The organism is Saccharibacillus sp. O23 (genome assembly GCF_002205895.1).
In the GTDB taxonomy this organism is placed as follows: domain Bacteria; phylum Bacillota; class Bacilli; order Paenibacillales; family Paenibacillaceae; genus Saccharibacillus.
In genome coordinates this window covers 22,629-47,899 of sequence record NZ_NJDE01000012.1, presented here as the reverse complement: position 1 = coordinate 47,899, position 25,271 = coordinate 22,629, and the positions used below count along the sequence as shown (strand labels likewise).

Here is a 25,271-nt window from a genome sequence, read left to right as displayed (position 1 = left end):
CCGGCAGAGCGTTAAACGACCGCGTATCCGGCTCGAGCGCAGCTCAGCGGGGAGCGGTTTTTCGAAGCGTACGGGTTATTCCGTAGACTCGGCTTGGCGGCGATCCGCCGGGAATTCGATGCCGGCCGCGCGCCGAACGTTCGTCGCGATCTCCATCACCGAGACCGAATGTCGGAGCGCTTCCAGACTGCGCGTCCGGTCGCCGTTCCGGTACATTCGGGCGAACGAGCGGAATTCTTCCGTCATATGGTTGTCCGGCGCTTCGAACGTAAACGTCTCTTCGCGTTCGCGCGTCTTCAGCGTAACGGGGCTGCACAGATTGGGCGGGCCGTCGATGCGGATACTGCCGGCTTCGCCTTGAATCAACGTGAAACACTCGCCGTCGGAGTCTTTGGCCGCGCAGCAGCAGGCCGCGAAGCCGTCGTAAGAGAGCGTCAGCACGCCGGAAGTATCGATGCCGTTCGGGCCGATATTGCCGATATAACGGGCTTCGTTCGGACGGCCGAACAAACCGAGCGCCATATGCAGATGATAGACGTTCAGGTCGTATAAGGCTCCGCCAGCCAGCGCCGGATCGAAAGCCGGAAGGATGCGGCCGTTCAAATAATCGCCGTACCGGCTGGAGCGCTTGGAGAAGTTGCTCTGCATGAGACGAATCGGTCCGATTTCCGGCAGCAGTTCGCGGACCTGCTTGTAGTGCGGCGAATACGGCGTGACGATCGCTTCGAACAAATACGATCGCGACGCTTCCGCCGATATCAGCAGCTCTTGCGCTTCTTCGAACGTCGAGGTGAACGGTTTTTCGACGATCGCGTGTTTGCCCGCTTGCAGCGCCCGTTTGGCATAATCATAGTGCAGGCTGTTCACGATACCGATATACACGAATTCGACTTCGGGGTCTCGCAGCATCGTTTCGTAATCCGTATAGACTTGAGGGATGCCGTGCCGCTCCGCCAGGCGTTGTCCGATTTCGAGACTTTGCTCGCGCACGCAGATCGCCGCAACGGCGATTTCTTCGATTTCCGCCATCGCCTCCAGCGCGATCCGTACGATCATTCCGCTGCCCGCTACTCCGATTTTCATCATGAATTCCTCTTTTCGTTAAAAATTTCGTTCAAACTGTCATACTTTCGCCGATGCCTCCGTCTAATGTCGTACAAGGAACAGAAAAGCCCCGAGTTTTTCTTTCCTGAACCCCACATCCAAGGAGGAATCTTCTATCATGAAAAAATCGATTAAACGTATAGCTGTCTGGACCGTCGCCGCTTCGCTCGCGCTGCCGCTCGGCGCTGCCGGAACCGGATCGTTCGCCTCGAACGCGCAGGCTGCCGAAGTATCCGCCCCGGTTTCCGCGAAAGCGATCGCCGCATCGAGCGCAAGCGCTTCGCGTCCGGCGACGCAGAAATTTTCCGTCATGGTCAAAGGCAAAGAGACGATGCGCAAAGCGACTTTGAAGCAGGGCAAAGGTTACTCGCTGTACGTGGCGGACGGATATACGTTCAGCGCCGCCAAGAACAAGCTGTATTTGACGAAGTACCCGTCTTACAATACGACGATCGAGAAGCTGCCTGCCGGATACAATCTGGAGAAGCTGCGCAAGCAGGGCAAATCCGAATTGAAAAAGTACGGCAAAGCCAACAGTTACATCGGCGACCAGTTGTTCGAAAGCCCGATGTATAAGGCTAAGCTCTTCCTGCAAGTCAGCGACAAGAACAACACGACGCATAACTACATCGTTTGGGCTTCGCCGAAAGGAGACGCTTACGTGTTCCGCGTGACGATCCCGGAAAGCGAATTCGCGGGCACGTTCAATGAGATCATCGAAACTTCGCTGGCTTCGGTTCTGGCGAACTGAGCGTTCGCGATCCGGCAGTAAAGCCATTATAGACGGTCGCTGCCGATTGTAGGCGCAAGCGCCGCACATTATAATCGAAGTACGCGGGAACGGCCGTGCCGTCCGCATCGGCGTACTTCAGGTACATTCCCGAGAGCGATAAGCGGGCAGGTGCCGACGATAAGCCGCAGAGTCCGGGACGCCGGATTCTTCGGCTTTTTTTCGCGAGTTTGCCGTTTCGAATCCGATACAGAAAAGAGGAAGGTCATGCTGCTCGAAAAATTAAGCCGGGCCGAAGGATTCTCCGCCGCCGAACAAGAAATCGCCCGCTGCGTGTTGGAGCGCCGCGAAGAGATATTGGGGATGACGATCGGGCAGTTGGCCGAAGCGGCGTATTCGTCGAACCCGACGATCGTGCGGCTGTGCCGGAAGCTCGGCGTCGGCGGCTTCCGCGAGTTCAAGATCGTGCTGGCTTCGGAATTGGAGCGCGCCGCGGATACGGGCGAGGTCGACGCGAACCTGCCGTTCGGCATGAAGCAAAGCGCGGAAGAAATCGCGAGAAACATCGCGGATTTGACGCGGTCTACCGTGAGGGAAGCGGAACTGCTGCTGGACGGAACATCGTTGAATGCGGCCGCTTCGATGCTTGAAAGGGCGCGCCGGGTCTATCTGTTCGCGGCGGGCGACTCGATGATCCGGGCGCTGAGTTTTCAAGGCAAACTGCTCAAGATCGATCGTCCGGTGCAGATCAGCAATCTGATGCAGGAGCAGGGCGTGTACGCGTATCAGGCTTCCGCCGAAGACTGCGCAGTCTTTATCACTTATCGAGGACGTCAGCCGGGATTCGCGGAATATGCGGCGACGATGCGAGAGAACGGGGTAAATTTGATCGCGATCACCGCCGACGGCGAAGGCGAGGTGGCGAAGCGGTGCGATATCGTGTTTCGGCTGCCGGTCAACGAAGACCCTCTGGAGAAGATCGCGACGTTCTCTTCTCAGATCGCGATCGAATACGTGCTGAACGTGCTGTATTCCTGCCTGTTCAATCTGCGATACGAGCATCATTTCGCGATCAAGCAGGCCGGTCAAGCTTACGCGGAACAAGTCGAACGGGGATCGGAACGTCGCGGAAACGGCATGGAGTAATACGAAGAACGCAAAATGAAGCGGCTCCGCCGCATAAAGCGGAGCCGCTTTTTGCTGTGCCTTTCGTTTTGAAGCGAAGAATTAAAGGACTTATGGCCCAACAAAAAGACCTTAAACGCCGAGATCGAACGCTTTCTCCCTTTTTATCGACGGATTACCGCCTACAGTCCTATTGATCCTTCTTTTGGCAGGTTGGTTATAATGAATAGATGCCGAGCGCGGGAAGGCCTAGGATTTTAACGATAAAGGAGAAATCATTCATGCATACGACAGAATCCCGCGAGACGGGAAATTTGCACGCTCAGGACGATTATGCCGTACATCTGCGATTCTCGCAGGAACTTTACGGTCGGATCACGGCGATGCCGGCCCTCATTCGCACGCGCCTGCTTCGCTTAGAGTTTAAGCCGGAATTCTTGGAGCTGGCGAACCGGGCGCTCGAAGAAGCGGATCTGGCGGTTCGGGCGAACTCCCGAGGCGTGCTGGCTCATATTCAGCGAGGCCGAATTCTGCATATGCTGCTTCGCGAAGAAGAAGCGCAGGCTGCTTATCGCACGGCGATCGCCTGCGATCCGCAGGACGAGGACGCCCGTGCGGCTTATGCCCATTTTTTGATGAGGCGCGGCGAACTTCAAGCGGCCCGCGAACAAATGGAAGCGGCGTTTCTTTTCGACCCGGCACGGGCCGATATGTTGGCGCTCCGGGATTTTATCGAAGCGGGCGAACGCGATCCGGCGGTGTTCCGCGATTATTGGATGGCGTATATTCGGTACGGAGTCAGCGATATTCAGAGTTCTCCGGAAGAAATCAAACGCATGATCCGGCTCATTCAGCAGATCGGGGAAGATCCGAGAGGACCGATGAAAGTTTACATGAAGCTGCGGCCCGAAGATAAGGAGATTCGGCTCGCTTACGGCAAGGTGCTGTTCGAGCGAGGCGAATATACTCAGGCGCTGCGTCATTTTAAAGACATGCAGAAAAGCGACCCGAACGATCCCGACGTGCGGCGTTGGCTCGATCGGTTGAACGAACAAGGAAAAGCGGGCCGGCTTATCGGAGATTTGTTGTTCAAAGGCATTGTCATGCCGATTTCTATCGTGATCATGAGTCCGGTGCTCGCGTACCGTTGGCTCTGCGTGCTGAAAAGCCGCGATCTGCCGAACATATGGTAAAGTCCATGACGAAAGACATCGGGAGTTTTTATTCTTGGGCCGAACTTGCCGAGCGGATCGGAGCCGAATATCCGGGTGCCGAGGCCGCCGATCGGCTGTCCGACCGCGCAGCGAACAAAGTCTGCCGGAAGCTGCTCGTTTCGAGCGGAGACTCGCTTCGGCTGTTTTTCGACGCGACGGTCTTGGGCAAATATCGCAGCGGCGTGGCTTTTACCGATCGAGGGATCTACTGGAGATCCAATTCCGCAACGGGTTTCGTCGGCTGGGAAGAGTTCGGACAGGAACCGCTGCCCGAAGAAGGCTATCTGGACGACGCGATCCGGTTAGGCGAACGCAAACTGTCCACGACCGGATTGAAGATGGAACGCGACGTCATGCTGGAGCTGCTGACGCGCATTCGCGCAAGCGCCGGTACGCTCTCGCTGCCGCCGTACGGTCCGATTCCGCTGCGGCTTCGGAACGCGGCGGGCGAAGAAGCCGACCTGCGTACAGACGAATATTTCCTGCTCTATCTCTGCCGCCGAAGCGGCTACTTCAAGCCCGAACACTTCGACAGCGAACGTTCCGGTATGCGCCGGCAGCCGCAGTACGAACGGTTCGGGTTCGGAGAAGCGAGCCTGTTGGCGTTCCGCGAAGAGGGTCTTCGCGCGCAGGGCGCTTACGGCGTTGCTTTAAGCAGCGAAGGCCTGCATATCCGCAATCAGTATTCCTTCCGCCGCGAAGGCCTTCGGGAAAGCTTTCTGAGTTTTCGGCGAATCGCCGGCCTGAAGCGTATCGAACTCGAAAAAAGCACGCTGAAGCTCGACGGCGTCTCCGTCTACAACGCGATACACGGCCGCGATTTTGCGCGCCTGCTGAAAGGGCTACGCCTTTATTTATCTTCGCTGCAGGGGATTCGGGCCGATGCGGCGCTGGCGCTGCCGTATTCGCCGTCGCATCAGCAGCCGTGGGAATCGCCTTCTACGCCGACGGACGAAGACGAAGACTTATTGGTCTCCGAAGGAGGCCGGCCGAGAGGCGTCTATTCCAAATCGCAGATCCGGTTCGCGATCCGCAAAGGCCTATTGAATCCGGACGACGCTTATTTCTGGCAAGAAGGTTCGTCGCGATGGCAGACCGCCGGAGAAGCCGGGCTGCTGCTCCTTGTCGGCGGAGAAACGTAACCCGATCCCGCAAACCGAAATTTCAAGACACGCGAAAAAGCCGCCCTTTGCCGAATGATCGGCCGAGGACGGCTTTTTTGTTGTTCTTTTTGCATGTCTTGTTCAAGAGGGAAGGCGGGAAGCTCGATCAGGCACGTCTAACGACGATCCGATCTTCTTCCGTTTCGACCGCGATCGCGGTCACGTCTTCGTCGTCCAGCAGCAGATCGGTGATGCCGTCTTCCACATGCTGCTGAATCATGCGGCGAAGAGGACGGGCGCCGAACGCCGGATCGTATCCCAGTTCGGCCAATTTGCGTTTCGCGTCGTCGCCGATCGTCAGCGAGATGCCGCGCGCGGACAGATTGGCCGCGACTTCGCCGAGCATATTGTCCACGATCGCGACCAGATCGGCTTCTTTGAGCGAAGCGAACGGCACGATGCCGTCGAATCGGTTCAAGAATTCGGGACGGAAATATTGACCGAGCGAGCTTACGATCGAACGGGTTTCTTCTTCCTTCGCCATAAAGCCCATGGTGATCTTCTTGTCGGCGGTCGTGCCGGCGTTCGAAGTCATGATGATGACCGTATCTTTAAAGCTGACGGTACGGCCTTGGCTGTCGGTCAGACGGCCGTCGTCCAGCACTTGCAGGAACATATGCTGCACGTCCGGATGGGCTTTCTCGATCTCGTCGAGCAGGATGATGCTGTACGGGTTGCGGCGCACGCGTTCCGTCAATTGTCCGGCTTCTTCATGGCCGACATAGCCCGGAGGCGAACCGATCAGTTTGGACACGGAATGGCGTTCCATGTATTCGCTCATATCGAGACGGATCATGGCGTCGCTGCTGCCGAACAGTTCGTCGGCCAGCGCTTTGGACAGCTCGGTCTTGCCGACGCCGGTCGGTCCCACGAACAAGAAGGAAGCGATCGGTTTGGCGCTGCTGCGCAGTCCGGCGCGTCCGCGGCGTACCGCTTTGGACACTTTGTCCACGGCTTCGCTCTGGCCGATCACGCGGCTCTCCAAACGGGCGGACAGATTCTTCATCTTGCCGCGTTCGTCCGCTTGCAGCTTGCCGACCGGAATGCCGGTCTTGCGTTCGATGATATTCTGAATGTCTTCGACCGTCACTTCGAGCGTATCGCCGCTTGCGGTTCTGTTCTCCAGACGTGCCGAGAGGGAAGCTTCTTCGTCGCGCAGCTTGGCGGCGCGTTCGTAATCTTCTTCGCGGGCGGCCGCGTCTTTTTCGTTTTTGATCTGTTCCAGACGGTCGCGAATTTCGCTTTCGTCGCCGACCGGCGCGAGCAGATTCAATTTGGCGCCGGATTCGTCCAGCAGGTCGATCGCTTTATCCGGCAGGAAGCGATCTTGGATATAGCGGCTCGACAACCGCACGCAGGCTTCGAGCGTCTCGTCGGAGTAGCGGACGCCGTGGAACTGTTCGTATTTCGGACGCAGTCCTTTGAGAATTTCCAACGTCTCGTCCAGCGTCGGTTCGTCGACCGTAACCGGTTGGAAACGGCGTTCCAGCGCGGCGTCTTTTTCGATATGGCGATATTCTTTGAGCGTGGTCGCGCCGATCACTTGCAGCTCGCCGCGCGCCAATACCGGCTTCAGGATATTGCCGGCGTCCATCGAACCTTCCGCGGAACCCGCGCCGACCAGCAGATGGATCTCGTCGATGAACAGCAGGATATTCCGGCGCTGTTCCAGTTCCGCGATCAACTGCTTCACTTTCTCTTCGAACTGGCCGCGGATGCCCGTACCGGCCACGAGCGAAGCGACGTCCAACGAATAGACTTCTTTGCCGAGCAGTTTCGCCGGAACGTTGCCTTCCGTGATCCGCAGCGCCAATCCTTCGGCGATCGCCGTTTTGCCGACGCCCGGTTCGCCGATCAGCACCGGATTGTTTTTGTTGCGGCGGTTCAAGATCTCGATGACGCGGTCGATCTCGTCGTCACGGCCGATGACCGTATCGATCTTGCCGCTTCGCGCCGCGTCGTTCAGATTGCGGCCGAGTTGGTCGAGCAGGCCGCCGCCTCGGCGTCCCGCGCCTTGTTCCGCACCGCGGGAAGACTGTCCGGCCGCGCCGGAATTCGACTGGCCGGATTGCATGAAGCCTCTGAACAGTTCTTCGAACGGCGATTGGCCCGCGGAACCGAAGCCCGCAGCGAACGGTACGCCGCCGTTTACTTTCGCATAGCAGTCTTCGCAGAGAAACATTTTTTCGGATTTATTGTTAAGGGTGAGGCTCAGACCTACGGTTGCTTGATTGTGATTGCAGTGTTGACAGCGCATGAAGGCATGCCCCTTTCGTTATCGAAATTTAAATTCAGAAAACGGCTGCCCGCCTCGACAGAAGCAGGCCGCCGGAATGTGGGGGACGAAAGCCGAAGGTTACCCAGAACGAAGATCGAAGGCTGTCGATATCAAACCGGAGGGAAAATCCATAGGGTACGGTTTGATCTTTCGTCCTGACTTTGACTTTCTTTGACTTTATTATACCTCGTGCACAATTAAAGTCAATAGGTTTTCGGTTATTTTTAGTAAGTTTGTTGTAAAAGGTTTGATAACGTGTCCGAAAACGCGCTTGACCTTGGGTCTGACCTAACCTTTATAGTAAACAAAGAACGAAGAAACCGAGGAGGCGCGCAGAAGTGAACGATTTCTTATCCATACGCGAATTCGCGCGGCTGATGGGCGTATCGGTTCATCAAGTCCGTTATTTCGAAGAAAAAGGGCTGCTGATGCCCGCTTATGCGGAAGACAACGGTTATCGGCGTTACGGGATGGACGAGCTGTACCGGCTGTCGCATATCCTGCTGCTTCGCAAAATGGGTATTCCGCTGGCGGAAGCCGGCCGAGCGATCGACGAATACGATGCCGAAGCGCACGAAAATTTGCTGAAGCGATCGTTGTCGCAGATCCGCGAAGAGATCGGCCGGCTTCGGCAGATTGAACGCTTCACCGAGCAGGTGCTGCACGAACGCGATCGGCAGCGCGAACAGAAATATCCCGGTTACGGGCTGTTCGAGCACGAAGATCGGCCGCTCATTCGCTGCGCCGTACTCGGCGAACGCGGCGAACCGACCGCGCGTATGCTGCTTCGGGCGGAGCGCCGTCCGTCGGCTTTGTTCGAAGCGGACCTGCATTACGTGTCTGACCGGAACGGAACCGTGCTTTATTTCGCTCCCGAAAAAGACGAGCCGCAAACGGCACAAGCCGATCTGGTGTTAGAGCGCGGAATCTATCTGCATGAGCGCTTCGAGGCGTTCGACGACAAAGAAGCGGAACGACGGATCGAAGCGATGGCGAGACATGCGCAAGAACGATTCGGCGTGCGGGCCGAGCGGTTTATTTTGACGGAAAAGTCGTATCTTTCGTTATTCGGCGGGGAAAGTCTGACGTTGGAACTTGAAGTTCGCGTCGGAGACGGGAGCCGATCGAATGCGGAGGCGCCGGGAAAATGAAGAAACGAATCGCGATCGCGCTGCCGGCGGTTTTGCTGATGATCGGAGTCGCATTTTTCCTCATTCAAAATACGTTTCGGTTCGACGAGCGCGAGATTCGCATCGAGACGCCCGAAGGCGCGATGACCGGCGTGCTCGCGATGCCGAAGGATCGGGAGAAACCGGCAGGCGTTATCGTATTCGTGCACGGGGACGGTCCGACGAACGCGGCTTACGACGATGCGTACAAGCCGTTATGGGAAGCTTTTGCCGACGAAGGGTATGCGTCGCTCTCGCTGAACAAACGCGGCATCGGCGGCTCGGAAGGCAGCTGGTTGGAGCAAAGCATGGAAGACCGGGCTCGCGATACCGAATATGCCGTGCAGTGGGCGCGCGAACAGCCGGATCTCGATCCCGATCGCATCGGCCTCTGGGGAGCCAGTCAAGCAGGATGGGTGATGCCGAAGGTCGCGCGCGACGAACCGGAGCTTCGATTCGCGATCTTGGTCGCGCCGGCGGTCGATTGGATCAAGCAGGGGCAGTACAATACGCGTGCGGAAATGAAGCGAGCAGGCGCGTCGACGGGACAGATCGAAGAGGCTGAACGCCGGGACGCCGCCGTGCTGGAGCTGCTTCAGGCAGGAGCTTCTTACGAGACTTATATGAAGAAAGCGGGAGAACGCGAATCTTCGTCTATCTCGCGGGAACGCTGGACGTTTATCCGCCGAAACTTCGAGGAAGATTCCGCGGACGAACTGGCTTATTTCAAACAGCCGGTGCATCTGGTATTGGGCGGACGCGATCTTAACGTCGATTCGGACGATACCGAGAACGTCTACCGGGCGAAGATTCCGAAGCGGCTGCTCACCGTTACCCGTCTGCCGGACGCCGACCACTCCATGCTGAAACGGAGGCTGTCGGAATCGGACGCGTTAACCGCGCTGACGGCCGTGTTCATGCCGCGCGAACTGTTCGACGACGGATATTTAAGCGACATGCGGACGTTTTTGCGTACAATGGATAAAGGAATACCGGAGAAAAGAGCGGGGCAGGAAAAACGCTGATTTTTCCTGCCTCGAACGAAACGGAGACGAAGCCGATGAGCACGGAAAAACGAGTAAGCGTGGCGCATGTTTTTTTGATTCGGGAAGGCCGGATTTTGCTGCTCAAGCGGCAGAATACGGGGCATGAAGACGGCCTGTACGGTCTTCCCGCGGGGAAGATCGAACGGGGGGAGACGGCTCCCGCGGCTGCGATGCGCGAAGTCCGCGAAGAATGCGGCGTAACGATCGAGCCGGCGAACCTTCGCATGACGGGAGTCTGGCAGATCGGGGCGTCCGAAGAAGGAGAGGACGAGCGGATCGATTTCTTTTTCGAAACGGAATGTTGGGACGGAGAACCGGTCAATCTCGAGCCGGATAAATGCGCGGAGCTTTATTGGTGCCCGGCGGACGAGCTGCCCCAAGAGACCGTACCGTTCATCAAGGAAGCCTGGAGCAGGTCGAGACGCGGATACGGATACGGCAGTTTCGGAATGGGCGAAGCTCCGAACTCTTTCGACGCTCTGCCGGAAAAACGGGATTGACGTCGAAAAGCCGCTTGTCGCCATGATGCGCAAGCGGCTTTTTCGCGTGAACGGTCGACCGGTCAGGAACTGAGCGAATCCGGCGGAACGACGGTGCAAAAAGGCGAAGATTTGAGCTTCGACGTCATTTCGGCTTCGGGCAGGGGACGGCCGATCACATAGCCCTGAATCTCGTCGCAGCCGGCTTCCTGCAGGAAATCCAACTGTTCCGGCGTCTCCACGCCTTCGGCCAGCACTTCGATTCTCAGGCTTTGTCCCAGCGCAATGATCGCGCGCACTATATCGTCGGCTTCTTCGTCTTCCTGCCGGATGCAGGCGACGAATTCGCGATCGATCTTCAGCATGGACGGTTTGAAGTTCTTCAGATATTTGAGCGACGCGTAGCCGCTGCCGAAATCGTCGATGGCCACCTGAATGCCGGCTTTCCGAAGGCGGCCCAACCGTTCGACCGCCGCGGGAATATCTTTGACGGCGAACGTTTCGGTGATCTCCAGCACGAGTCTGCCCGGATCGATTCCCGTCGACCGCATGATACCCAGAACGGTTTCGACGATTTCTTCGTCTTGAAGCTGCCGCGGAGAAACGTTCACGCTCATCCGCAGGTCGGTCAATCCCGCGCGGGCCCATTTTTGCTGCTGCATGCAGGCCTGCCGCAACACCCATTCCCCGATCGGCTTGATCGCTCCGGTCTCCTCGGCGATCGGAATGAAATCGGCCGGCGAAATGTAGCCTTTGACGGGATGCTTCCAGCGCAGCAGCGCTTCGACGCCTTCGATTCTGCGGGTCTGCGCATGCATCTGCAGCTGATAATGCAGCGACAGTTCATTCCGTTCGATAACGGCATTAAGGTCGTTATCGATTTCCAGCCGGCGTTCCGATTCGGAACCGATCGACGCGTCGAAGAAAACGGCTTTACCGCCGTTGTTTTTTTTCGAGCGGTACATGGCGGCGTCCGCGTTTTTCAACAGCTCGTCCATGGTATCCCCGTCGGCGGGATAAATCGCGACGCCTATGCTGGTCGAGACGTGAAGAGAATGTTCTTCGATCCGCATGGGCTCTTTGAGCGCGTCTTCGACGGCGGCGATCGCGTCGTGAACGCGTCGAAGGTTCGGAAGCAGCGGGACCAAGATCACGAATTCGTCGCCGCCCAGCCTGGCCAGCAGGCAGCGTTCGGGAAGGGTTTTCTCGAACCGAGCGGCGGCTTCTTGAAGCATCCGGTCTCCTGTACTATGGCCTAGGGTATCGTTGATATATTTGAACCGGTTAAAGTCCAGGAAGACGACGGCGAGCTCGGCACGGTCTTTCTCCGCTTGAGCGACGGCTTCCTGGAGCCGAAGATTGAACAGGCGGCGATTCGGCAGACCGGTGAGTTCGTCGTGATTGGCCGCGCGGTCGCTGACTTTCAAATATTGTCCCAACCGGGCCAGCAGTTCGTCGTTTTCCGCAAGCGTGAGGATTTGGCGCACGGTCACGAGCAGGATGCCCGTTATGCAGCACAGCACGATGATGTTGAAATAAGGCAGCTGCAGCAGCATGACCACCATGAGCGTACCCAGACTGACGTAAGGCAGCAGCCGCTTGATCCATCCTTTGCCCGGTCTGAGCGGCTTTTCGCTCGTCTCGGCGCGGAAATCGGGATTCAGCGATTCGATGCCCGCCATGGCGATAGCGATCAAGGACATGCTCCATACCGGGTCGATGAAGCTGCCTATGGCGTAACCGTCGATCGTAAGCAGATACAAATAGATCGAATCCCCGAAGATGAACAGCATGACGGCAGCAAGCAGCATCTGCTGGGCCTTGACCGCGATCGCGTATCGATTGGACAGCATCAGCAGGATCAGGAGGAACAGGAAACCGAGATCTTCTATCGGGTAACTGACGTTCAGAATGACGAAAGACAGATCGCCGCTCGCGGCCGCTTGCGCGTAAAGCGGTTCGATCAGAAGGATCCAACTCAGGGCGATCATCGTCGTCATAAAGATCGAAGCGTCGAGAAGCAGCCGGACGGCATTGAGTCCTTTCAACTGCTTGTAATTCAGCAGCAGCAGGGCCCAGCAGATCAGAATTCCTTCGACGAACCACAGGTAATCCGCGGCGCTGGGAACCGACAGCTCGAAAGAAGGACTGAACGCGTCCCACAGCCAGAGACACATGGCGAGCATGTACGCGAAGCAGCTGTACATGAGCAGCCGCCAAAATCTTTGCAGCGAAGCCTCGGCCTTGCGGGATACTGCCCAAAGCACGCAGCTGCCGGCGGCGGACGGAAGCAAGTTGAGCAGATTGCCGAGCCAGGACATGATTTGTTCGTTCCCGCGGAAGACGCCCAGCAGGACGTAATAGACGATCAGGTATAACACGGTTGCCGAGTAAAAGAAGTAGCGATATTTATACATGGAATAACCTCCGGCTTTCGCAAAAATAAAGCGATCGAACAGTAACGTTTTATATCGTCATTTTTACGGCGCATGAACAGCGAAAGCGAAAAAAAGCCTGTTTCGAGCGCTTTTCCGGATAAAGAAAATCCCGGCAGCGAAAAGCCGCTCGCCCGAGGGAATCGGGGAGCGGCTTAACTGAAGGGGGTGGGACGGTGGGACGGATTAAACGGGTTTGACCGCTTCGGCGCTTGCATCCAGCGTTTCGCCGTTGCTCGCGATCACCTGCTTATACCAATAGAAGCTGTCTTTGCGGGAACGGTCGAGCGTGCCTTTGCCTTCGTTGTCTTTGTCGACATAGACGAAGCCGTAACGTTTCTTCATCTCGCCGGTGCCCGCGCTCACCAGATCGATGCAGCCCCACGGCGTATAACCGATCAGGTCCACGCCGTCGATGATCGCTTCTTTCATTTCTTGGATATGTTCGCGCAGGTACTCGATCCGGTAATCGTCATGGATCGAGCCGTCCGCCTGCACTTCGTCGACCGCGCCCAGACCGTTCTCGACGACCATCATCGGGAGACGGTAGCGGTTGTAGACGTTGTTAAGCACCCAACGAAGGCCTTTCGGATCGATCTGCCATTCCCAAGCGCTGGCTTTGAGATACGGATTCTTCAAGCCCATCGACATATTGCCGCCGATTTTCTCCTGCTCCGGATCGGCGCTGACGCACACGGACGAATAATAGCTGAACGTATAGAAATCGACCGTGCCTTCGCGCAGCGCTTCTTCGTCGCCGTCCGAAATTTGCAGTTCCACGTCTTTTTCCGCGAAATAACGTTTCGCGAAGCCCGGATATTCGCCGCGCACCTGCACGTCGCCGCACAGGAAGTTGCCGATATTGTCTTTCTGCTGCGCGAGGAGCACGTCGTCCGGGTTGCTGGTGAGCGGGTAAGCGCACATGTAGGCGATCATGCAGCCGATCTTGAAGTCGGGATCGATCGAATGGCCGAGCTTGACCGCTTTGGCGCTCGCGACGAACTGATGATGCAGCGCTTGGAAACGAAGCTGATCGGAACCCGAATTCGGATCGGTCAATTCGCGTCCGCCTTCCGGCATCATCGCGCCCGCGAAGAAGGTGCCGAACGGCAGGGTCAGCAGATTGATTTCGTTGAACGTGAGCCAGTATTTCACGACGCCTTTGTAGCGGTTGAACAATGTTTCGCAATATTTGACGTAGAAATCGATCACCCGGCGGTCGGACCAGCCGTTATAGTTGCGCGTCAACGCGAACGGCGCTTCGTAGTGCGAGATCGTGACCAGCGGTTCGATGCCGTGCTTTTTGAGTTCCGCGAACACGCTGTCGTAGAACTTCAAGCCTTCTTCGCTCGGCTCCGCGTCGTCGCCGTTCGGGAAGATGCGGCTCCACGCGATGGAGAGGCGGAACACTTTGAAGCCCATCTCGCCGAAGAGCGCGATGTCTTCGGCATAACGATGGTAGAAATCGATCGCTTCGTGGCTCGGGTAGTTTTCGGTCGGCAGCAGCTCGGGCGTGATGCGGCGGGGAACCGTATGGGTTCCCGCCGTCAGCATATCGGACGTGCTCAAGCCTTTGCCGCCTTCGTTATATCCGCCTTCGAGCTGGTTGGCCGCGGTCGCGCCGCCCCACAGGAAGTGTTCGGGGAAGCCGGTCGGAATCTTGTGCATGCGGGTTGTTCCTCCTTAGATGACTACCGTCAGCAGATTATCGTAGTAACCGATGTCTCTTTTTTCCGTTTCGATGACGTCCAGATAGCTGCCCGTATTCGAGATGATCACCGGCGTGGTCAAGATATAGCCTTCTTTGCGAATCGCGTCCATATCGAATTCCATCAACAGATCGCCTTTTTTCACCCGATCGCCTTGTTTGACCTGCGGCGTGAAGTATTTGCCTTTGAGCTTGACGGTGTCTTGACCGACGTGGATCAGGATCTCGACGCCCGTATCGCTCGTGATGCCGATCGCATGGCCGGAAGAGAACAGCGAAGTGAGTACGCCGTCTACCGGGGAATACACTTTGCCTTCGATCGGTTCGATCGCTACGCCTTTGCCCATCGCGCCGGTGGAGAACGCTTCGTCTTTGATCGTGGACAGAGCGATGACGTTGCCTCTCATCGGGCTGCCTACCGTTTCTTGCTGAATGACGGAATCGTCTTTTTTGGTCGGCGTGTTATCGGTTGTCGCCGCATCGTCTTTGAACATGAACAAGGTCACGACCATGCCGAAGAAGAAGCTGACGGTAATGCCGATGATCGCGCCCCAGAAGCCCGCGTCCAGACCGCTCGGACCGATGTAAGACGGAATGCCGAAGACGCCGAGACCGCCGATGCGGTAACCTTGCGTACCCATCGCGCCGATGATGCCGCCGCCGATCGCGCCGCCGATGCAGCTGATGATGAACGGTTTTTTACGCGGCAGGGTAATCCCGTAGATCGCAGGTTCCGTGACGCCGAACACGCCGGAGATGACGGCCGGGATCGACAGCGATCTGAGTTTTTGATTTCTTGTTTTGAGCAGGATCGCCAGAACGACGCCCGTTTGAGCGAAGGAAGCGCCGAACGTTGCCGCCAGTACCGGATCGCTGCCGAGCAGGGTCAGGTTGTTGATCGCGATCGGCACGAAGCCCCAGTGCAGACCGAAGATGACGAACACTTGCCAGAAACCGCCGAGAATGATGCCTGCGATGATCGGGCTCAGGTTGTAGATGGCCAATACGCCGTTACCGATCAATGTGCCCGCCCAAGTCGCGACAGGACCGATGACGATGAACGTGAGCGGAACGATAACGAGCAGGGTGCAGAACGGAACCAAGAACGTCCGAACGACGCTAGGAATGGTTCTCTTGAAGAAGCCTTCGATCTTGGAACCGACGAACGTCGCGATGATGATCGGGATAACGCTGGACGAGTAGGTCATCAAGATGACCGGTATGCCCAAGAACGTAATGTAGACCGGCGATTCGAATAACGTGCCGCCGAATAACGTATACAGCGGTTCGGCGCCGGAAGTCGTGATGCCCGCGATATTCGGATAGACGAGAGCCGCACCGATCGCCATGCCGATAAACTGGTTGGCGCCGAATTTCTTCGCGGCCGTGAAGCCGAGGAAGATCGGGAAGAAGTAGAACAGGCAGTCGCCGATCGCGTTCAAGATCTGGTAGGTGCCGGAAGCTTCGGTCAGCCAGCCCAGGGTCAGGAACAAAGCGTTGAAGCCTTTGATCATGCCGGTCGCGGCCAGTACGCCGAGCGTAGGCGCGAACACGCCGGAGATCATGTCGACGAAGCGGTTGAACAGGTTGCCTTTGGCTCCGCCGTCCGCGCTCGAAGCGCCTTCCGACGAAGCGAATCCGCCGACGGCGTTCACTTCCGCGTACACGTCGGGCACATGGTTGCCGATGACGACTTGATATTGGCCGCCGCTTTTGACGACCGTGACGACGCCGTCCATATTTTTCAGCACGTCGGTATTGGCTTTGTTTTCGTCTTTCAGTCTGAACCGAAGTCTCGTGACGCAGTGTTCGAGGCTGTTGACGTTTTCTTTGCCGCCTACGTTTTGGATGATGTCTTTAGCCAGTTTTTCGTATTTCCCCATTGTTCTCGCTCCTTTGCGCGAATGATGATAGAAGGAAAAAGCTTATAAAAAAAGGCGAGACCAAGGAAGCGCGCGTCCCTCGACGCTGCGAAGGAACATGCTTTCCGTTTGGTCTCGCCTGCATTACCAGTCACGATCCGTGATTTTATGAAATTGAGAACGCTTGAGCCAAGCGTCGATCCGATCCGCTACTATAAAGCGGATTCGCGCGTCACGCGGTGGATATGAAGCGTCAGATACAATTTTTCTTCGTCCGGCAGCTCGATTTGCAAGTACGTTTCGACTTTGAGCATGCAGGCGTAAGCTTTTTTGTATTTCGATTTGACCTGCCGAAGCAGGAAATCGTCTTCCAGTTCGCCGCGTCCCGGTTTGCCGATCCGCTGAAAGAAAAAACGCAGATGGGTGACGAACCGCTCGTAGCTGAGCGAATTTTCGTCGGGCGCTTTGCCGTAGCTGTATTTGATGATGTTCAGGATATCGCTGATCTTCTCGGTCTGCGCCGCCACGTTGTCCGTCCTTCGGGAGGACTGGTCGATCTGCGCGTTGATCAGATGCAGCGCGACGTTGGCCGCCTCGTCTTCGGGAAGCTTCTTGCCGAGCGAATCTTCGATGAATTCGAGAGCCTTCTTGCCGATGCCGAATTCTTTCGGATAGATGCGCCGGATTTCCCAGATTAACGGATTGGTCGTCGTGATTCCTTCGTCCAGCAGCCTGAGCGCATTGTTCATGTGGTCGGTCAGCGTCACGTAGATGTAATCGCTCAGCGGCACGTCCAACATGTTTTTGCCGTATTCGATGATGTCGTAGCATAAGGAGATGTACTCGGGCGGCACGTCTTCCAACAGAAGCTTGAATTTTTCCGAAGCGTCTTTCTGCTGAAGCACGAAGATTTTTTCGACCAGAGACTGATCTACGGGTTCTCCGATCTTTTTCTTGAACGCGATTCCGCGTCCCATAACGACAAATTCGCTTTTGTTCGCGTCGCTGGCTATAATCGCGTTGTTGTTAAAGATTTTTCCGATAATCACCTGCCGCCCTCCTTACTGTGCGTGATCATCAACGAAGGATATAAGCGCTTACATCCTTATTGCGGAAAAAGGGACCGTTAACGGAAAGAAGGCAAAACCCAACACATATACCTTTTGCACATGTGGTGGGTTTTGCCTTCTTCAGTAACAATCCCAAGGTCATCATAGCAGTTAAGAAAGCGTTTGACAATAGAAAAGTATACGCTTTCTTTTTCTTTTTTTCGAGATCGTTTTCGGAAAAGAAGCGGCCTAATGGAAGAAAGAAGGGGTCATTCGGCCGATTTTCTTTCTTCCATCAAGCGGCGAAGTTTGGATTCGGTCGTCGTCTCGGCCGCCGGCGTATAGATGCTGCATCGAAGGTCGTCTTGTCCGTATACGCTGAGGGAGGTCAGTTCGTAGACCATCTTGCCGGCTTTGGCGTGGCGAAACTCCAGATGGACTTCCGGCGCGTAGCTGACTTGTCCGTGTTCCCACATCTTGCGGAATTCGGGATAAGCGGTCGTCATCTCGCTCAAGAAACCGTCGTACCACTCGTCGCCGACGTAGCGGCCGTAATACGAACGGAACATGGATAAGAAGCCGCTGGCGAACTGTTCCCAATTGACCGCGAGGCGTCGGAATTCCGGACGTTCGAACAGCAAACGGATCATGTTGCGCCGCTCTGCCGGAATCCGTTCGAAATCGAGAAACACGAAGCGCGCCGCTTCGTTCCAACCCACGATATTGCACATCCGATCGGAGACGATCGCCGGGCAGTAAGTCAGATCGTTCAGGATCTTGCGAAGCGACGGATTGATCAAAGGCACGAGCGGTTCGGCCGTCGGGATGTTTGCTCCGCTTTCGAGCGCGAGCGAGTACAGGTATTTGCGCTCGTCGGCGTTCAGGCGCAGCGCGCCCGCGACGCAGTCGAGCACGGACGGCGAAGCTTGAATATCGCGGCCTTGCTCCAACCAGGTATACCAAGTGAGGCTGACGCCGGCAAGCTGCGCGACTTCTTCGCGGCGAAGACCGGGCGTACGGCGCCGAGCTCCGACCGGAAAGCCGGCGGATTCCGGGGTAATCAGAGCGCGTTTGTTTTTGAGAAAAGCGGATAAAGCTTGCAGCCGGGAAGCGGAATTCATGCGGCAGACTCCTTTCGCGCGATACGGAGAAGAAGAATGATCCGGCATCAGAGCACTCTTTATACCCGTATAAACGGTAACTTGTAATAGGATATTTTCCATGACATTATAGCGGTACAAGCCCGAAAGCACAAGGAAACGAAGGGAGTCAATAAAGTCATGGAAAGAGTCGTCATTACGGGAACGGGCGTCGTGTCGCCGCTCGGCAGCACGGTGGACGCGTTCTGGAGCAATCTCACGCAAGGAAGATCGGGAGTCGCGCGGATCGAGTCGTTCGACCCGTCGGGATATAAAACGCAGATCGCCGGGGAAGTGCGCGATTTCGATGCGACCGGCCTGCTCGGAGCCAAAGAAGCCAAGAAATTGGACCGGTTCTGCCAATTCGCGTTAGTCGCGGCCGAGCAAGCGATATCGCAGGCCGCGCTGGATCCGGAGAAAATCGATCGGGAACGCATGGGCGTCTACGTCGGTTCGGGAATCGGCGGGATCCGGACGCTGATGGGGCAGGGCGAAGTGCTTGCGGGCCGAGGGCCCGGCCGCGTCAGTCCGTCGCTGGTGCCGACGATGATCGCCAACATGGCGGCGGCGCTCATCAGTATCCGCTACGGCGCGCTCGGTCCGTCGATGGCGCCGATCACGGCCTGTTCGATCGGCAATACGGCGATCGGCGAAGCCTTTTTTCATATTCAAGCCGGCCGTTCCGACGTGATGATCGCGGGCGGAACGGAAGCGGCGCTGCACGGGATCGCGCTGTCAAGCTTCTCGAACGCGACGGCCTTGTCTTCGCGTAACGACGATCCTCGGGCGGCGAGCCGTCCGTTCGATCAAAGCCGCGACGGTTTCGTCATGGCGGAAGGGGCGGGCATCCTCGTATTGGAATCGTTGAGCCACGCGCAGGCGAGGGGAGCGGAGATTCTGGCCGAAGTGATCGGTTACGGGGCAAGTTCGGACGCTTATCATATGGTGGCGACGCCGGAAGACGGCAGCGGCGCGGCGCGCGCGATGCGCTCGGCGCTGAAGGAAGCGGGAATCGAAGCGTCCGGGATCGACGTGATCAGCGCGCATGCGACCAGCACCGTCATCGGCGACCGCTCCGAGACGGCGGCGATCAAAGCCGTATTCGGGGAAGAGGCTTACCGGATTCCGGTGACGGCCAACAAATCGATGACGGGACATATGCTCGGCGCTTCCGGAGCGGCCGAAGCGGTCGCGTTAGTGAAGACTTTGCAGACCGGATGGATTCCGCCGACGATCAATCTGGAGGAAGCCGATCCACTGTGCGATCTGGATTATACGCCGAACGAAGCGAGAAAAGCGGACCTGCGGATCGGGATCTCGAATTCGTTCGGGTTCGGCGGACATAATTCGGCGATCGTGCTGAAACGGTACGAAGGCGTTTGACCATCCCCGCACGAATCCGCAAAATAAAAACAGGAGAAGGCCGAGGTTATCGGCTTTCTCCTGTTTGTCGATGGCGATCGTTTAAGAGACTTTGAAGTATTGCACGGAAGCTTGAAGCTCGTCCGCCATCTGGGACAGATTGCGGATCGCGCCCGCGATTTCTTGAATCGTGGCGCTTTGTTCTTCGATCGCGGCGCCGACTTCCTGATATCCGGCCGATTGTTCTTCGGTAATGCCGGAGATCTTCTGCATGGAGTCCGTAATCAATTCGAACGAACGATCCGTTTTGTCGAGCGATTCTTTCAGATGGCCGATTTGGGCGGAGAAGGAGGAGACGCCGTTGAAGATCGTGTTGAAATTCTCCGACATCTCGTGAATCCACTGCTGCCCTTTTTCCACGGCTTGGCTGCCTTGCTCGATGCTCGCAAGCACGGATTGGCTGTCCTGCTGCGTGCTGTGAATCAGTTCCGTAATCGAGTTGGCCGCTTCGGAAGATTGTTCGGCCAGCTTCTTGACCTCTCCGGCAACGACCGCGAAACCTCTGCCGTGCTCGCCGACGTGCGCGGCTTCGATCGAAGCGTTCAGCGCAAGCAGATTGGTTTGCGTCGCGATATGCGTAATGACCGTAATGAAGTCGCTGATCTCTTTCGAGCGCGTATCGAGTTGAGCGGCGGCGTCTTGCGACTGTTTCATCTCCTGCTGGATCACGTCCATTTGACTCAACGTTTTCTCGACCAGTACTTGACCGTCTTTGGAGTAGGAGCTGACTTCATGGACCATCTGCTGCATGCCGGTCACTTCGCTCGTGACTTTGGCCAATTCTTCGTTGACTTCGACGATCGAAGAGGTGCTGTCCGTGATCGAAACCACGACTTCCGATACGCCTTCGTTGACGCTGTTCATCGAAAGGGCCACCTGATGAGAACTGGCTCCCATTTCGTTGGACGATTGATTGATATTGCCGGCGGTCTCCGAGAAGACTTTGGAAGAACTCGAGATTTGATGGATCAACGTCTCCAGATTGCCTCGCATCGCATTGAACGAACCGGCCAACGTGCCCAGCTCGTCTTGGCGTTGAAGAGCGAATTCTTCCGTCAGATCGCCTTCCGCTACTTTTTGCGTCGCGTTCACGAGTTTGTTGATCGGGCGAGTCAAGCTGCGGCTGAGCAGGAACGCCACAGCGACGCCGATCACAATAACCACCGCGACGATCACGACAGTAAACCAGAAGATAAAGGTCTGCGTAGCCGGAATGACGCTCGCGTCGATATCGATGCCCGCGATCCCGAACGTTTTGCCGTCCCGGTCTTTGAGCGGAAGGAAGATCGACTTGTGAATGCCGTATTCGTCTTTGTAGATCGAGCTGTACGTCATCTTCTGGGAATCGATCGCAGCCTTCATATCATCCGAAAAAGCGTAATCCGTACCGTAATCGTCGTCGACGCCGGTCAGAACGACAATCTGCTCTTTGCCGGTGTTGTTGCTGAGAATATACACATTTTCCAACGTATCGGTCACGAGTATGCTCTCCAGCTTGGCTTTGATTTTCTTGTACCCTTCATTGCCTGTTCCGTCGATGTCTGCCGGATTTTCGGGAATCGATTCCAGATAAGCGTTCATCGACTGGATGCTAGTCGCGAGCCGCAGATCGAATTGATCTTCCAGTTCGTTCGTCAACCGGCTGCTGATCTTGGATTCGGCAATGGAAAAAGCGGCGCAAGTAAACACGATCAACAAGATAATCGAGCAGATCATTTTCGCCGAGATGTGGTTTTTGTACCAGCCGAATACGGATTTCTTGCTAGGATTGGATGTAGGCTTCGACACGTGTTACCCTCCGATTGGTTGCAAAGTATCTGCATAGGAATGAAAGACGGCATCTATGTTTTGTTTCAGGTATTCGACGATTTCTTCGACGTGCGCAACTTCGGTATAAGGCGAGATGACGAAAAGCTTCGCGGCGTAAAGCGTCGTCTGGGCGCCTTCGCTTGTCGGCACGACCAAATGCTTTTTGGTATCTCCGAAGAACATGACGTCGCGCTGCTTACCCAATACTTCGAATAGCTGTTCGTTCAAACGGTTCGTTTCTTCGATATCGGCAAGCGAGCATCGGCCGGACAATTCCGCTTGGAAACCGTCTTGGCGGTCGGGGTAGATGCGGAACAGCGTCATGATCGCCGGGTTCTCGTCGTTCACGATGATCGCTTCGGGAACTTCGCGGCGCAGCGTCTCGCGGAACGCCAGATTGACTTCGACGAACTGGGCCAGCAGACGCTGGTAACCGGTAACGCCGAAAGCCAGAAGCGCGCTGTAGATACTGATCGAACTTGCCATGCGGGAGCATTCCAACGTGTAGCCCGTATGGTAATCTCCGTAACCGCGGTGTCCGACGTAAGGCGTTTCTTCTTCGGCCAGATCGACGAGCTGAAGATCGGAAGCGTTCTTCACCAAGAAGAGGCTTGTCGAATACGGCGTTTGACCGAGCTTCTGGAAGTCGAAGCAGAGCGTATCGGCCAGCGACAGATACTGCATCCGGCTCTGAATCTTTTGCAAAGCTTCCAAGACCTGCGGCGCAAAGCGGAGAGGATTGGTGTCGAATTCGTACTCGCGGAAAAAGGCGAAAAATCCGCCGAGCGCCGAGTCCGCGTGGATATGCGGGCGGCGGATGCCGTGCTTAGCCGCGACTTCTTCGGCGGTCTCGAGCACGAGCTTCACGTTATCGATGCCCATCGCGTCGGTCGTGCCCGTCGTCGCGACCACGTAGACCGGAATGCCGCCTTCCGCGATCACTTGTTCCATCTTGTGCCGAAGATCTTCGGTGTCCATCGAGCTGTCGGTATGGGTGCGGACCTTGATCAGATTGTCGCTGCCGAGTCCGGTCGCTTCCATAGATTTGAACAAGCTGTAATGCGCCGATTCCGAACAGAACGCGTAGAGGTTGCGGGGAACGCCTTTGCGCGGAGCGTCCGGCGCGACTTTGGCGATCGCCAATCGGAGGCCGGTAAAGATCGCGCCTTGACCGCCCCATGTCGTATAGCCGCCGCTCGACCCGGCGTCGTATCCGACCAGCTTGGACATCATGCTGACCACGCGAACTTCCGCTTCGGCGCCCGCAGGACCGTATACGTCCCAAAGGTTATTGCCGTTCACGAGAAACGCCGTAATCATCCCCAAAATTCCCGGAGTACTTGCCATCGGCAAAATGTTGGTCAAAAAATACTTGGAATGGTAAGGGTGATTGTGCAGCAGTTTCAACAAGCGAGCATTCACTTCTCTTTGATCCGTACTATCGGTCGGAATGACGCTGTTTTGAATCAAATCGGTATAAAAAGATTTCGAACGTTCTTTTTCTCCCAACAGATTGACTCCGTCCGGATTCTTCAAATCATCCACGCCCGCGATCAATTGTTCGATCAACTGCATAAACTGCTGGCGTTCTTGTTGATTTCCGTCCTCGCTCGGAAAAAAGCTTTGCACGGAATTCTCTTTGTAAGTAGACACTTTGGTGTTCCTCCCGATTTCAAATGTAAAAAGGCGAAACTAGGCACAAATACCTATGTTCCACCAATTGTCGAATGCAACTGGCTGACCTACCCTAACGGATTTAGTCCCTATAGTTTTGCGTCCTCGTTTTTCAACGAGTTTGCCAAAATATGAAATTATTATAAGGATTATCTGAATGATTAAGGAGGCGAATATGATTTTCTAGCCATTTGGAATTATAATATACCTATTTGAAAGTATCAATGAAAATTTACATGCTGTGTCAAATTTTTGCGAATAAGTCCTCGTTTTTTGTCGAACTAGGTCTTTTTACCCTGAAACATAGGCATAGAATCAGAGTATAATTTCCCATTAAAAAAGAACGACACGGATGTCGTTCTTATCGGAATAAATGCAAAAAAAATAAGACCCGTAAAGGATCTTTTTTTTCGTATGGAGCCTAGGGGGATCGAACCCCTGACCTCATCGCTGCCAGCGATGCGCTCTCCCAGCTGAGCTAAGGCCCCGTATCATGTTTTGCTCACAAGAAATAATATAGCATGTACGACTTATCAAGTCAACAAGTCTTTATTGGACGAAAAATAAGACAATGATCTGTTTTAGTACATGGTGCTTACAGAGTAGCATTAGTTATACTACCTTCGAAAAGAGTCATCAGACTTCATCGGTTGTTAGTCAAAAGGCAATTACTAAATTGTCCTAAATTTAAGTATTTACTGAAGAGACAAGTCGAACCATTGAGTATTTATCAAAGTTAGATCTATAATCTACTGAATGTTGCTAAAGTTGACTACGAACTATAAAGAATCGAGCGGGTTTTCGAGCGGCGAACCTGAACTCTTAAACGGTAAAGGTACTAGTATAATGATTAATGAAATATTGCTGATTATGAATTATACTGGAAGTATGTAGTGTTGAGATGATTGAAGGAGGTATACAGTGTCACGTAAAATCGAAGAAATTCTTTCCCATAGAACAGACATATCAAGATATGTTGTACATTTAACAAAAGCTTATCGAACAAATAGCGCAAAAGAAAATCTCGTATCCATCATCCAAGATAAGATGATTCATGCTTATGATCATCATTGCTTGTTCTCTCCGAAGCTAAGAAAAGAGGACGAGGAGATTCAAAAAAAATTCCGAGTTGTATGTTTTACAGAAACGCCATTGGATAAAATTCATTTACTCACTAATATATCTGGAAGGAAAGTGGAATTAGAACCATACGGACTTGTATTCAAAAAGTCGAAGGTTATAAGCGCACGCGGGAACCCTGTATCATATGTTTATAAAGAGAATAATCTATTATTAAAATATCTCACTAGACAATATGATGAATATACTAGGACCTATTATGATGATGAACCGGAAGAATTGGTTGCAGATTTTAATACATTTGGTTCAATAGTTAATATAGTGAGAGCAGGTCACGATTTTCATTGGGAGAGAGAGTGGCGAGTTAGGAAGATGCTTGAGTTTGATTGTGCTGAAATATTTGCTGTAATAGCTCCTTCAAATGATCATAAAGAAATTCGAGAATTAATTGGTTCAGATGATATTAAGTATACTCCTTTTATTGATGCTGGATGGAATTATGAAGAAATGCTTAATGAGTTAGCATGTTACCTGTGGAATGAAATACGTCAGGAGCAGCTTTAGAGCAATTCCAGATTAAAGATGCGTCGTAACGTTTATGGTGTCTTCAGTCTGGAATTTGATCTACTTAGTGACTTGTACTCTTGAATATCGTGTTTATCTTATCTCTGATTAGATACAAGTCATCGGAGGCCATACCGTCATAAAAACAAAAACGATTCGACAATCTGCGAGCAGCTGGTTATCGAATCGTTTTTGTTGTGAAGCAAGCTAGACGCCTCTAT

18 protein-coding genes, 1 tRNA gene and 1 riboswitch are annotated in these 25,271 nt (G+C 54.9%); of the genes, 9 read left to right on the top strand and 10 right to left on the bottom strand.

The window, feature by feature from the left end; translation table 11 throughout:
- Window positions 1-75: 75 nt before the first annotated feature.
- Window positions 76-1,083: a Gfo/Idh/MocA family protein gene (locus tag CDO73_RS16515; protein WP_179218726.1), complete on the bottom strand. Its 1,008-nt coding sequence runs from the start codon at window positions 1,081-1,083 to the stop codon at window positions 76-78.
- A 139-nt stretch (window positions 1,084-1,222) separates the two neighbouring features.
- Between CDO73_RS16515 and CDO73_RS16510 the strand changes: the two genes are divergently transcribed.
- From CDO73_RS16510 to CDO73_RS16495, 4 genes are all read left to right on the top strand, one after another.
- Entirely contained in the window at window positions 1,223-1,855 is a 633-nt protein-coding gene (locus CDO73_RS16510; RefSeq protein WP_088489633.1) for a hypothetical protein, read from the top strand.
- Window positions 1,856-2,101: 246 nt separating this feature from the next.
- Entirely contained in the window at window positions 2,102-2,980 is an 879-nt protein-coding gene (locus CDO73_RS16505; RefSeq protein ID WP_088489632.1) for a MurR/RpiR family transcriptional regulator, read from the top strand.
- Between the two features lie 260 nt (window positions 2,981-3,240).
- The gene (locus CDO73_RS16500; protein WP_088489631.1) at window positions 3,241-4,152 is read left to right on the top strand and encodes a tetratricopeptide repeat protein; all 912 of its coding nucleotides are present in this window, start codon (window positions 3,241-3,243) and stop codon (window positions 4,150-4,152) included.
- Between the two features lie 5 nt (window positions 4,153-4,157).
- Window positions 4,158-5,315: a DUF4339 domain-containing protein gene (locus CDO73_RS16495; RefSeq protein WP_088489630.1), complete on the top strand. Its 1,158-nt coding sequence runs from the start codon at window positions 4,158-4,160 to the stop codon at window positions 5,313-5,315.
- A gap of 127 nt (window positions 5,316-5,442) precedes the next feature.
- On the opposite strand, the gene CDO73_RS16490 is transcribed toward CDO73_RS16495, so the two are convergent.
- Window positions 5,443-7,593, bottom strand: a complete 2,151-nt coding sequence (locus CDO73_RS16490) for an ATP-dependent Clp protease ATP-binding subunit (protein ID WP_088489629.1) — start codon at window positions 7,591-7,593, stop codon at window positions 5,443-5,445.
- A gap of 359 nt (window positions 7,594-7,952) precedes the next feature.
- Here CDO73_RS16490 and CDO73_RS16485 point away from each other — a divergent pair, with 359 nt between their 5' ends.
- Genes CDO73_RS16485 through CDO73_RS16475 form a run of 3 tightly spaced genes read left to right on the top strand, consistent with a single transcriptional unit; the run spans window position 7,953 to window position 10,329 of the window.
- A complete protein-coding gene (locus CDO73_RS16485; protein WP_088489628.1) occupies window positions 7,953-8,765 on the top strand; it encodes a MerR family transcriptional regulator in 813 nt (270 codons plus the stop codon).
- A complete protein-coding gene (locus tag CDO73_RS16480; protein ID WP_088489627.1) occupies window positions 8,762-9,808 on the top strand; it encodes an alpha/beta hydrolase family protein in 1,047 nt (348 codons plus the stop codon). Before CDO73_RS16485 ends, CDO73_RS16480 begins: the two co-directional genes overlap by 4 nt.
- 35 nt (window positions 9,809-9,843) lie before the next feature.
- Window positions 9,844-10,329, top strand: coding sequence for an NUDIX hydrolase (locus CDO73_RS16475; RefSeq protein WP_088489626.1), 486 nt, complete (start codon window positions 9,844-9,846; stop codon window positions 10,327-10,329).
- 62 nt (window positions 10,330-10,391) lie between these two features.
- Here the strand turns inward: CDO73_RS16475 and CDO73_RS16470 are convergent, their stop codons facing one another.
- The 5 genes from CDO73_RS16470 to CDO73_RS16450 all read right to left on the bottom strand — a co-directional run bounded on the left by CDO73_RS16470 (window position 10,392) and on the right by CDO73_RS16450 (window position 18,483).
- Entirely contained in the window at window positions 10,392-12,725 is a 2,334-nt protein-coding gene (locus CDO73_RS16470) for a putative bifunctional diguanylate cyclase/phosphodiesterase (RefSeq protein WP_088489625.1), read from the bottom strand.
- Window positions 12,726-12,929: 204 nt separating this feature from the next.
- Window positions 12,930-14,411, bottom strand: a complete 1,482-nt coding sequence (locus tag CDO73_RS16465; RefSeq protein WP_088489624.1) for a 6-phospho-beta-glucosidase — start codon at window positions 14,409-14,411, stop codon at window positions 12,930-12,932.
- Window positions 14,412-14,426: 15 nt separating this feature from the next.
- On the bottom strand, window positions 14,427-16,334 hold the full coding sequence (locus CDO73_RS16460) for a beta-glucoside-specific PTS transporter subunit IIABC (protein ID WP_088489623.1): 1,908 nt from the start codon (window positions 16,332-16,334) through the stop codon (window positions 14,427-14,429).
- A 191-nt stretch (window positions 16,335-16,525) separates the two neighbouring features.
- On the bottom strand, window positions 16,526-17,362 hold the full coding sequence (gene licT / locus CDO73_RS16455) for a BglG family transcription antiterminator LicT (protein ID WP_088489622.1): 837 nt from the start codon (window positions 17,360-17,362) through the stop codon (window positions 16,526-16,528).
- A gap of 269 nt (window positions 17,363-17,631) precedes the next feature.
- A complete protein-coding gene (locus tag CDO73_RS16450) occupies window positions 17,632-18,483 on the bottom strand; it encodes a helix-turn-helix transcriptional regulator (protein WP_088489676.1) in 852 nt (283 codons plus the stop codon).
- 159 nt (window positions 18,484-18,642) lie between these two features.
- Here CDO73_RS16450 and fabF point away from each other — a divergent pair, with 159 nt between their 5' ends.
- A complete protein-coding gene (gene fabF, locus CDO73_RS16445) occupies window positions 18,643-19,884 on the top strand; it encodes a beta-ketoacyl-ACP synthase II (RefSeq protein ID WP_088489621.1) in 1,242 nt (413 codons plus the stop codon).
- 81 nt (window positions 19,885-19,965) lie between these two features.
- Here fabF and CDO73_RS16440 read toward each other — a convergent pair whose 3' ends face one another.
- The 3 genes from CDO73_RS16440 to CDO73_RS16430 form a co-directional block, all read right to left on the bottom strand.
- On the bottom strand, window positions 19,966-21,711 hold the full coding sequence (locus CDO73_RS16440) for a methyl-accepting chemotaxis protein (protein WP_088489620.1): 1,746 nt from the start codon (window positions 21,709-21,711) through the stop codon (window positions 19,966-19,968).
- 3 nt (window positions 21,712-21,714) lie between these two features.
- Window positions 21,715-23,385, bottom strand: a complete 1,671-nt coding sequence (locus CDO73_RS16435; RefSeq protein WP_256972723.1) for a pyridoxal phosphate-dependent decarboxylase family protein — start codon at window positions 23,383-23,385, stop codon at window positions 21,715-21,717.
- Window positions 23,386-23,457: 72 nt separating this feature from the next.
- Window positions 23,458-23,542, bottom strand: a riboswitch (cyclic di-GMP riboswitch).
- Between the two features lie 279 nt (window positions 23,543-23,821).
- A tRNA-Ala gene (locus CDO73_RS16430) sits at window positions 23,822-23,894 on the bottom strand.
- A 433-nt stretch (window positions 23,895-24,327) separates the two neighbouring features.
- Here CDO73_RS16430 and CDO73_RS16425 point away from each other — a divergent pair.
- Complete coding sequence (locus CDO73_RS16425; RefSeq protein WP_088489619.1) at window positions 24,328-25,050, top strand: abortive infection system antitoxin AbiGi family protein; 723 nt, start codon at window positions 24,328-24,330, stop codon at window positions 25,048-25,050.
- Window positions 25,051-25,271 lie beyond the last annotated feature (221 nt).

Excerpts from the sequence above, each read along its gene's own strand:
- CDO73_RS16515 (WP_179218726.1), bottom strand. The coding sequence starts at position 1,083 with ATGAAAATCGGAGTAGCGGGCAGCGGAATGATCGTACGGATCGCGCTG.
- CDO73_RS16510 (WP_088489633.1), top strand. The coding sequence starts at position 1,223 with ATGAAAAAATCGATTAAACGTATAGCTGTCTGGACCGTCGCCGCTTCG.
- CDO73_RS16505 (WP_088489632.1), top strand. The coding sequence starts at position 2,102 with ATGCTGCTCGAAAAATTAAGCCGGGCCGAAGGATTCTCCGCCGCCGAA.
- CDO73_RS16500 (WP_088489631.1), top strand. The coding sequence starts at position 3,241 with ATGCATACGACAGAATCCCGCGAGACGGGAAATTTGCACGCTCAGGAC.
- CDO73_RS16495 (WP_088489630.1), top strand. The coding sequence starts at position 4,158 with ATGACGAAAGACATCGGGAGTTTTTATTCTTGGGCCGAACTTGCCGAG.
- CDO73_RS16490 (WP_088489629.1), bottom strand. The coding sequence starts at position 7,593 with ATGCGCTGTCAACACTGCAATCACAATCAAGCAACCGTAGGTCTGAGC.
- CDO73_RS16480 (WP_088489627.1), top strand. The coding sequence starts at position 8,762 with ATGAAGAAACGAATCGCGATCGCGCTGCCGGCGGTTTTGCTGATGATC.
- CDO73_RS16475 (WP_088489626.1), top strand. The coding sequence starts at position 9,844 with ATGAGCACGGAAAAACGAGTAAGCGTGGCGCATGTTTTTTTGATTCGG.
- CDO73_RS16470 (WP_088489625.1), bottom strand. The coding sequence starts at position 12,725 with ATGTATAAATATCGCTACTTCTTTTACTCGGCAACCGTGTTATACCTG.
- CDO73_RS16465 (WP_088489624.1), bottom strand. The coding sequence starts at position 14,411 with ATGCACAAGATTCCGACCGGCTTCCCCGAACACTTCCTGTGGGGCGGC.
- CDO73_RS16460 (WP_088489623.1), bottom strand. The coding sequence starts at position 16,334 with ATGGGGAAATACGAAAAACTGGCTAAAGACATCATCCAAAACGTAGGC.
- CDO73_RS16450 (WP_088489676.1), bottom strand. The coding sequence starts at position 18,483 with ATGAATTCCGCTTCCCGGCTGCAAGCTTTATCCGCTTTTCTCAAAAAC.
- fabF (WP_088489621.1), top strand. The coding sequence starts at position 18,643 with ATGGAAAGAGTCGTCATTACGGGAACGGGCGTCGTGTCGCCGCTCGGC.